The sequence below is a fragment of the Nocardia sp. NPDC058497 genome, assembly GCF_042720195.1.
Lineage (GTDB): Bacteria > Actinomycetota > Actinomycetes > Mycobacteriales > Mycobacteriaceae > Nocardia.
Genome location: NZ_JBHXMY010000098.1, coordinates 1 through 7,187 on the forward strand (window position 1 = coordinate 1; position 7,187 = coordinate 7,187).

The 7,187-nt window shown below is 70.1% G+C and carries 7 protein-coding genes and 1 pseudogene; 3 read left to right on the forward strand and 5 right to left on the reverse strand.

Annotated features, from left to right (window positions below; translation table 11 throughout):
• Nucleotides 1-1,287 (forward strand): cation:dicarboxylate symporter family transporter (locus tag ACFWPJ_RS09810; RefSeq protein ID WP_378849274.1); only part of this gene is annotated, 1,287 nt, incomplete at its 5' end.
• A 51-nt stretch (nucleotides 1,288-1,338) separates the two neighbouring features.
• Here ACFWPJ_RS09810 and ACFWPJ_RS09815 read toward each other — a convergent pair.
• Both ACFWPJ_RS09815 and ACFWPJ_RS09820 read right to left on the reverse strand, forming a co-directional pair.
• The gene (locus tag ACFWPJ_RS09815) at nucleotides 1,339-1,557 is read right to left on the reverse strand and encodes a DUF4287 domain-containing protein (protein WP_378849275.1); all 219 of its coding nucleotides are present in this window, start codon (nucleotides 1,555-1,557) and stop codon (nucleotides 1,339-1,341) included.
• 79 nt (nucleotides 1,558-1,636) lie between these two features.
• Nucleotides 1,637-2,059 carry a DUF4267 domain-containing protein gene (locus ACFWPJ_RS09820; protein WP_378849277.1) on the reverse strand — a complete coding sequence of 141 codons (423 nt, stop codon included), beginning with the start codon at nucleotides 2,057-2,059 and terminating at the stop codon, nucleotides 1,637-1,639.
• 111 nt (nucleotides 2,060-2,170) lie between these two features.
• Between ACFWPJ_RS09820 and ACFWPJ_RS09825 the strand changes: the two genes are divergently transcribed.
• Together ACFWPJ_RS09825 and ACFWPJ_RS09830 are read left to right on the forward strand one after the other, a co-directional pair.
• A complete protein-coding gene (locus tag ACFWPJ_RS09825; RefSeq protein WP_378849279.1) occupies nucleotides 2,171-2,746 on the forward strand; it encodes a TetR/AcrR family transcriptional regulator in 576 nt (191 codons plus the stop codon).
• 140 nt (nucleotides 2,747-2,886) lie between these two features.
• Nucleotides 2,887-4,356 carry a phytoene desaturase family protein gene (locus ACFWPJ_RS09830; RefSeq protein WP_378849280.1) on the forward strand — a complete coding sequence of 490 codons (1,470 nt, stop codon included), beginning with the start codon at nucleotides 2,887-2,889 and terminating at the stop codon, nucleotides 4,354-4,356.
• A gap of 98 nt (nucleotides 4,357-4,454) precedes the next feature.
• Here the strand turns inward: ACFWPJ_RS09830 and ACFWPJ_RS09835 are convergent, their stop codons facing one another.
• From ACFWPJ_RS09835 to ACFWPJ_RS09845, 3 genes and pseudogenes are all read right to left on the reverse strand, one after another.
• A complete protein-coding gene (locus tag ACFWPJ_RS09835) occupies nucleotides 4,455-5,375 on the reverse strand; it encodes a cation diffusion facilitator family transporter (RefSeq protein WP_378849282.1) in 921 nt (306 codons plus the stop codon).
• 80 nt (nucleotides 5,376-5,455) lie between these two features.
• Nucleotides 5,456-6,676 (reverse strand): mannose-6-phosphate isomerase, class I, encoded by a 1,221-nt coding sequence (manA, locus tag ACFWPJ_RS09840; RefSeq protein ID WP_378849284.1) that lies wholly within the window; start codon nucleotides 6,674-6,676, stop codon nucleotides 5,456-5,458.
• Nucleotides 6,676-7,187 (reverse strand): annotated as a pseudogene (locus ACFWPJ_RS09845) (tobH protein); the annotation flags it as partial. The pseudogene ACFWPJ_RS09845 and the gene manA, both read right to left, overlap by 1 nt.

The following is a 7,187-nucleotide window of genomic DNA, read 5'->3' on the forward strand; positions in this document are numbered from 1 at the left end:
TTCGCGGTCTTTGCGGGCATCCTGGTCGGCCGGCTCGCGCCGGAATTCGGTCAGTCGCTGGCGCCGCTGGGCACCCTGTTCGTGAACCTGATCAAGATGATGATCGCACCCGTCATCTTCTGCACGATCGTGCTCGGCATCGGATCGGTGCGCGCGGCCGCCACCGTCGGCAAGGTCGGTGGCCTGGCCATCGCCTACTTCCTGGCGATGTCGACGGTCGCGCTGGGGATCGGTCTCGTCGTCGGCAACCTGATCGAACCGGGGACCGGACTCGGCGCCGGCAGTGCGGGGGCGGGCGCCAAGTACGCCGAGCAGGCGCACGGCGCGGGCGGCACGTGGGACTTCATCCAGAACATCGTGCCGACCACCCTGGTGTCCTCGCTGACCGCGGGCAGTGTGCTGCAGGCGCTGTTCGTCGCCCTGCTGGTCGGGTTCGCGGTGCAGGCGATGGGCGAGGCGGGCGCGCCGATCCTGCGGGCCGTCGCGTTCGGCCAGAAGCTGGTGTTCCGGATCCTGTCGATGATCCTGTGGCTGGCTCCGATCGGCGCGTTCGGCGCGATCGCCAATGTGGTCGGCCGGACCGGCTGGTCGGCGGTGGTGCAGCTGGCGACGCTGATGATCGCGTTCTACCTGACCTGCCTGGTCTTCGTCTTCGGCGTGCTCGGCGTCGTGCTGCGGGTGGTCTCTGGGGTATCGATCCTGAAACTGTGCCGGTACCTGGCGCGTGAGTACCTGCTGATCGTGGCGACCTCGTCCTCGGAGTCGGCGCTGCCGCGACTGGTCGCGAAGATGGAACACGCCGGCGTCGAGCGCACGACCGTGGGTGTCGTTGTGCCGACCGGGTATTCGTTCAACCTCGACGGCACCGCGATCTACCTGACCATGGCGTCGATCTTCATCGCCGACGCGATGGGCAAGCCGCTGAGCCTGGGCGAGCAGATCGGCCTGCTGCTGTTCATGATCATCGCGTCCAAGGGTGCCGCGGGTGTCACCGGCGCGGGCCTGGCCACGCTCGCGGGCGGCCTGCAGAGCCACCGTCCCGAACTGCTCGACGGTGTCGGCCTGATCGTCGGTATCGACCGCTTCATGTCCGAAGCCCGTGCGCTGACCAACTTCTCGGGCAACGCGGTGGCCACCCTGCTCATCGGCACCTGGACCAAGACCGTCGACGCCGACCGCACCCGTCGGGTCCTCGATCGCGAACTGCCCTTCGACGAGGAGACGATGGTCGACGATCACCCGGTCGACGCCCCGGCGCTCGAGCCGAAACCCGTTCCGGTGCAGTGACGTACGCGAAAGGCCCCGCAGCGCCTGCGGGGCCTTTCGACGTGTGCGGGATCAGGCGCGCGCCCACTTCTCCGGGTTCAGGTGGTACTGCACCAGGGCGGTGGCGTGGCCGTGGCCCATGCCGTGCTCGGTCTTGAGCCAGGCGACCAGCGCGGCGTGCTTGGTCTGTTCGGCCGCGCCGAGGAGGGCCAGCCATTCGTCCACGGTGCGGCCGTACTTGGCCTCGATGGTGGGGAAGTAGGACGCGGGGCCGTGCGGTGCGTTCGCCATGGTGGTTCCTTCTCGGTGGGTGCTCGTTATGGGTGATGACGGTGGGGCCGAGCGGAATTCATCGCCGGGGTGAGCGGGGTCACACCGCGACCGCGACGCGCTGTTCGGAGGCGGTGGTGGTGCGGCGTTCGCGGATCAGCAGGGCGCCGGTGAGGGCGACGAGCGCCGCGGTGAAGCCGTGGACGCCGAACGCGGTGGCGGTGGAGCCGTTCCAGCTCAGCACCGTGATCATGTCGCCGACCGGAATCAGCGCGAACGCCAGCATCGTGATGCCGAGCGCGAAGCGCTGCCGGGTGGCCAGCAGCGCGATGATCACGATGCCGGTGGCCACATCGCGCACACCCTTGACGTTCAGGAAGCCCACCGCGTCGCCCGCGGGCCAGGCGGGCAGGCCGAAGCCCGCGGCCGTGGCCTCAGGGGCGATCAGGTAGCTGAGGCCGACGTAGATGATGAACGCCCCGCCGGCCAGGGAGAGGGCGGTGGCGATGCGCGAGATGGTCATGGTGTGCTCCTGAATCTGTTTTGCGTTGCTCTGAAATCTAGCGTCGCTAGATGCTGGGAGAACCATAGCGCGTGCGTCGCTATCTTGTCTATCGCTGCTAGAATTTCGAGCATGAGCACGCAACTGCGCAAGGAACGCGAACGCGCCCAACGCCATCAGCAGATCATCGACACCGCGCGCGAACTGGCCGAAGCGGAGGGCTGGGACGCCGTCACCATCCGCAAACTGGCCGAGCGCATCGAATACAGCCAGCCGGTGCTCTACAGCCACTTCGCGAACAAGGCGGCCATCCTCGGCGCCGTCGCCCTGCAAGGCTGCGTCGAGCTGGCCGAGGACGTGCGTCTGGCGCGCGAGGCCGCCACGACCCGGACCGAGATGTTCGACAAGGTCGCTCGCGCCTACCTCGACTTCGCCGCCGCCAACCCGGCCCGCTACGACGCGATCTTCGTGCTCACCACCGACCTCACCTTCGGCCTGGACGCACCCCAGCCGCTGCGCGACGCCTTCGCCGGCCTGCAGGCGATGTTCAGTTCGGGCGCCGAGGGTGACGAACTCGGCGCGCGCACCGAGGTGGCCTGGGCCTCCCTGCACGGCATAGCGACGCTGGAACGCAGTGACAGGTTGCGCCCGGAATTGCGGGAGCGGCGGATCGCCCTGCTGGTCGAGAGCTGGGCGGCGTTCGCCTGACCGCAGCTGCCCGTGGTCGCGCGCCGGCGGCGGCAGCCCGTCACGGTGACCGACGACTCGTCGGCGGAGATCCGCACGCCGCGTAGGTTGGAGACAACGACGCAGGTCGCCCACGGCGGCCGAGGGCGAAGGGACGACGGATGGCGGAAGTCGTAGTAGTCGGTTCGGGGCCGAACGGCCTGGCCGCGGCGGTGATCGCGGCGCGTGCCGGGTTGTCGGTGCGGGTGCTCGAGGCCCAGGATCAGCCGGGCGGCGGGTCGCGCACCGCCGAACTCACCCTGCCGGGTTTCCACCACGATGTGTGCGCCGGCGCGCATCCGATGGCCTTGGCGTCACCCTTCTTTCGCGCGTTCGATCTCGCCGCGCACGGCGTCGACCTGCTCACCCCGACCATCTCGTACGCGCATCCCCTCGACGGCGGCATCGCCGGATTGGCCTGGCGCAATATCGAATCCACGGTCGCCGACCTCGGTCGTGACGGCCCCGCCTGGCGCGAGCTGTTCGGCCCGCTGGTCCAGCACTGGCCCGAGGTGGTCGACCTCGCCATGTCGGATCTCCGGCACCCGCCTACCCGGATACCCACCGCCGTCCGCTTCGGCCTGCGCCTGCTGGAACAGGGATCACCCCTGTGGAACAAGCGCTTTCACGACGAGGTCGCACCCGCGCTGCTCACCGGCGTCGCCACCCACGCCATCACTCAGCCGCGCGCGCTACCCGCGGTCGGTGCCGCCCTGCTGCTCGGCACCCTGGCCCACGCGGGTGGCTGGGTGATCCCGCGCGGTGGCAGCCAGGCGATCCCGAACGCCATGATCGCCGAGCTGGAACGGCTCGGCGGCGAGATCGTCACCGGACATCGCGTCGACGACTTCGCCGAACTCGCGACCGCACGCGCGGTCCTGTTCGACACCTCGCCCGCCGAACTCCTGCGCGTCACCGGTGACCGCCTGCCGCAGCGATACCGCAACAGCCTCGGCCGATTCCGCTACGGCGGCGCGGCCTGCAAGGTCGACTTCGCACTGTCGGGCCCGGTGCCGTGGACCGCCAAGGGCTGCGACCTGGCGGGCACCCTGCACCTGGTCGGCACCCGCGCGGAGGCGATGCACGCCGAACGCCGCATCGCCGCAGGCGAATTCGCCGAGCGACCGTATGTGCTCGCGATCCAGCCCGGCGTCGTCGACACCACCAGAGCACCCGAAGGCAAGCACACCTTCTACACCTACGCCCACGTCCCCAACGGCTCCGACCGCGACATCAGCGAGACGGTGATCGCCCAGGTCGAGCGCTTCGCCCCCGGCTTCCGCGACCTGATCCTCGCCAAGCACGTCACGCCCGCCGCCTTCATGCCCGCCCACAATGCCAACTACGTCGGCGGCGACATCTCCGCGGGCGCGATGACCCTACGCCAGACCGCCTTCCGCCCCCTGGCCCGCTGGAATCCGTACTCCACCCCGATCCCCGGCACCTACCTGTGCTCGTCGTCGACCCCACCCGGCCCCGGCGTCCACGGCATGCCCGGCCTGCACGCCACCCGGCACATGCTGCGCACCCGCTTCGGCATCGTCACCGAGCCGCTGGATCTCCTGCGCGGCGCGGCGCCCGCCTACCACTGAATCAGGTCCTCGCGCGCGCGGATTCGGGCGTGTCGGCCCGCCGACGCCGATCGCCGCCGCCCCGGACGGGACGACGGCGATCGGTCAGAGCAGAGGGATCAGACGGACTGGGTCCGGTACAGATCGGGCTCGAGGTAGATCAGCCGGGCGGTGGGCACCGCGGCCCGCACCCGCACTTCGGCCGCGTCGATCGCCTCGGCGATCCCGGTGATGTCGAGGTCCGGCGCGATCGCCACCTTGGCGGCGACCAGCATCTCCTCCGGGCCCAGGTACTGGGTCTTGAGGTGGATCACCGAGGTGATCTTGGCGCCGTCGACCAGGTTCTCGCGGACGGCGCGATCCTCTTCCGGAGTGGCGCCCTCACCGATGAGCAGGCTCTTCATCTCCACGATCAGCACGATCGCGATAACGCCGAGCAGGATGCCGATGGCCAGGGTGCCGATGCCGTCGAAGATCGCGTTGTCGGTGATCATGGTCAGCCCGACCGCGCCGAACGCGAGCACCAGACCGATGAGCGCGCCTGCGTCCTCGAGCAGCACGACCGGCAGCTCGGGGCTGCGCGAGTTGCGGATGAACCGCCACCAGCTGGCATCGCCCTTGAGCGGCTTGGATTCCCGCACCGCGGTGATGAAGCTGAAGGTCTCCAGGCCGATCGCGATGCCGAGGATGACGATCGCGACGATCGGCTGACTCAGCTCCTCGGGATGCTGGATCTTGTGGATACCCTCGTAGATCGCGTACACCGAGCCGAGGGTGAACAACACCAGGGCGACGACGAACGAGTAGAAGTAGCGATTGCGGCCGTACCCGAACTGGTGCAACTCGTCGGCGTCCTTGGCCGCGGCGCGCTGTCCGTACAGCAGCAGGCCCTGGTTCGAGGTGTCGGCGACCGAGTGCACCGCCTCGGCCAGCATCGACGCCGATCCCGTGATCGCCGCGCCGATGAACTTCGCCACCGCGATACCCGCATTGGCCGTCAACGCGGCGAGGATCGCCTTCTTGCCACCACCAGCCGACATCTGCCCGCCCTTCTGCTTCGCTGTACACGCTTGTGCCCGCAACAGCCTAAGTGGCCGAGGGCGAAAAGTGCGCGTCGGTGTCAGTTCCCGGTGCCGACGCAGGCGCTGAACAGCTGCGCGGGCCCGCCGATCGCGCGTGCCTTGATGTCGGTGTCGGCCGCGGAGATCCACGCCGCGCCGCCGCGGGCGACGGTGAGCGTGCGCCCGTTCTGGGACAGCTCGACGGTGCCCTTGGTGCACAGCACGATGCCAGGCCCCGCGTCGGCGAGCGCGACCGGCTCGGCCTCGGCGGACAGGTCGAACCGGCACAGCGCGAACTCCGGTGCGGGCGTGCGGTATCGCACGCTGCCGTCGGCGCCGAGCACCGGCTCGATCACCGGCAGTTCGATCGGCTCGAAGTCGAGCACCCGCAACAGTTCCGGCACGTCGACGTGCTTCGGGGTCAGACCACCACGCAACACGTTGTCGGAGTTGGCCATGATCTCCACGCCGACCCCACGCAGGTAGGCGTGCAGGTTGCCCGCGTCGAGGTACAGGGCCTGGCCGGGTTCCAGCGTCAACCGGTTCAGCAGCAGCGCGGCGAGCACGCCCGCGTCACCGGGATAGACCTCGGCCAGTTCCAGCGCGGTGCGCACCTCGGCGGTGAACTCGCGCGCGCCCTTGCCGGACAGGTACCGCACACAGCCTTCGAGCACCGCGGGCAGCAGGGTCGACAGCGCGGCGGGCGGCAGCGTGATCCAGGTGGTGAACAGCGTCCGCAGCCCGGCCGAATCGGGCTGGGCGGCAAGCAGTTCGGCGTAGATGTTGAGGCCCGGCACGTCGAGCGCGCGCAGCAGGTCGACGGTGCGGTGCGGGTCGCGGAAACCGGCCAGCGCCTCGAATCGGTCCAGCGCGACAACGAGTTCCGGCTTGTGGCTGTCGTCGCGGTAGTTGCGCAGGGGCGAGTCCAGCGGCACCCCGGTGCGGTTCTCCCGCTCGAAGCCCGCCCGCGCCTGCGCCGAGCTGGGATGGGCCTGCAGCGACAGCGGTTCCTCGGCGGCCAGGATCTTGAGCAGGAACGGCAGCCGGGCGCCGAAGGTGTCGGCCACCGCGCCCAGCTCGCGCGCCGGGTCGGCGGCGACCACCTCGAGCAGTGAGCGGGTGCCGTCGGCGACCTTCACTCGCGCGGGGTCGGCGGGATGGGCACCGAACCAGAGCTCGGCCTCGGGATGGGCCGACGGCACCGGCCGACCGCACAGCTGAGCGAGCGCGGTGCGCGAGCCCCATGCGTAGGAACGCAGCGCACCAACGAGTTCCTGCACTAGTAGTGTCCCCCGTCGTGGTAGCGATCCGGGGGCGCGGTCGCACCGCGCGCACCCGTCAGTCGTAGATAAGCGGCGGCCATATCCAGCCGCAGCGCGAGCACCGCCAGTTGCTCGATCTCGCTGCCGTGCCCGCCCCCCGCGGCGGACGTGGCAGCGGCGCTGTCGGTGGTGCGTGCGGCGCCCGGCTCGGCGAGCTGGTCCTGCAGCACGTCGACATCGGCGTGCACCAGATCGGCGTCGACGAGGCCACTGCCCGCACCGTCGAACACCGCCAGCTTGCGCCGGACGGCGGCCTGATCGGGATGCACGCTCAGCGCGAGCACCCGTACCCGGTCGACCGGGGCCGGTCCGTCGAGTTCCTCGTCGTGGAACAGCGGATCGAAACCCGGTGCGGAACCGCCCGCGGCCTCGGTCAGCCGGCCGACGGCGGCGATGGTGTCGGACAGGTCGGCGGCCGCGGCCAGCCTGCCCCCCCCCAGCCCCCACCCCCCCGCGGCGCGCCCCGGCC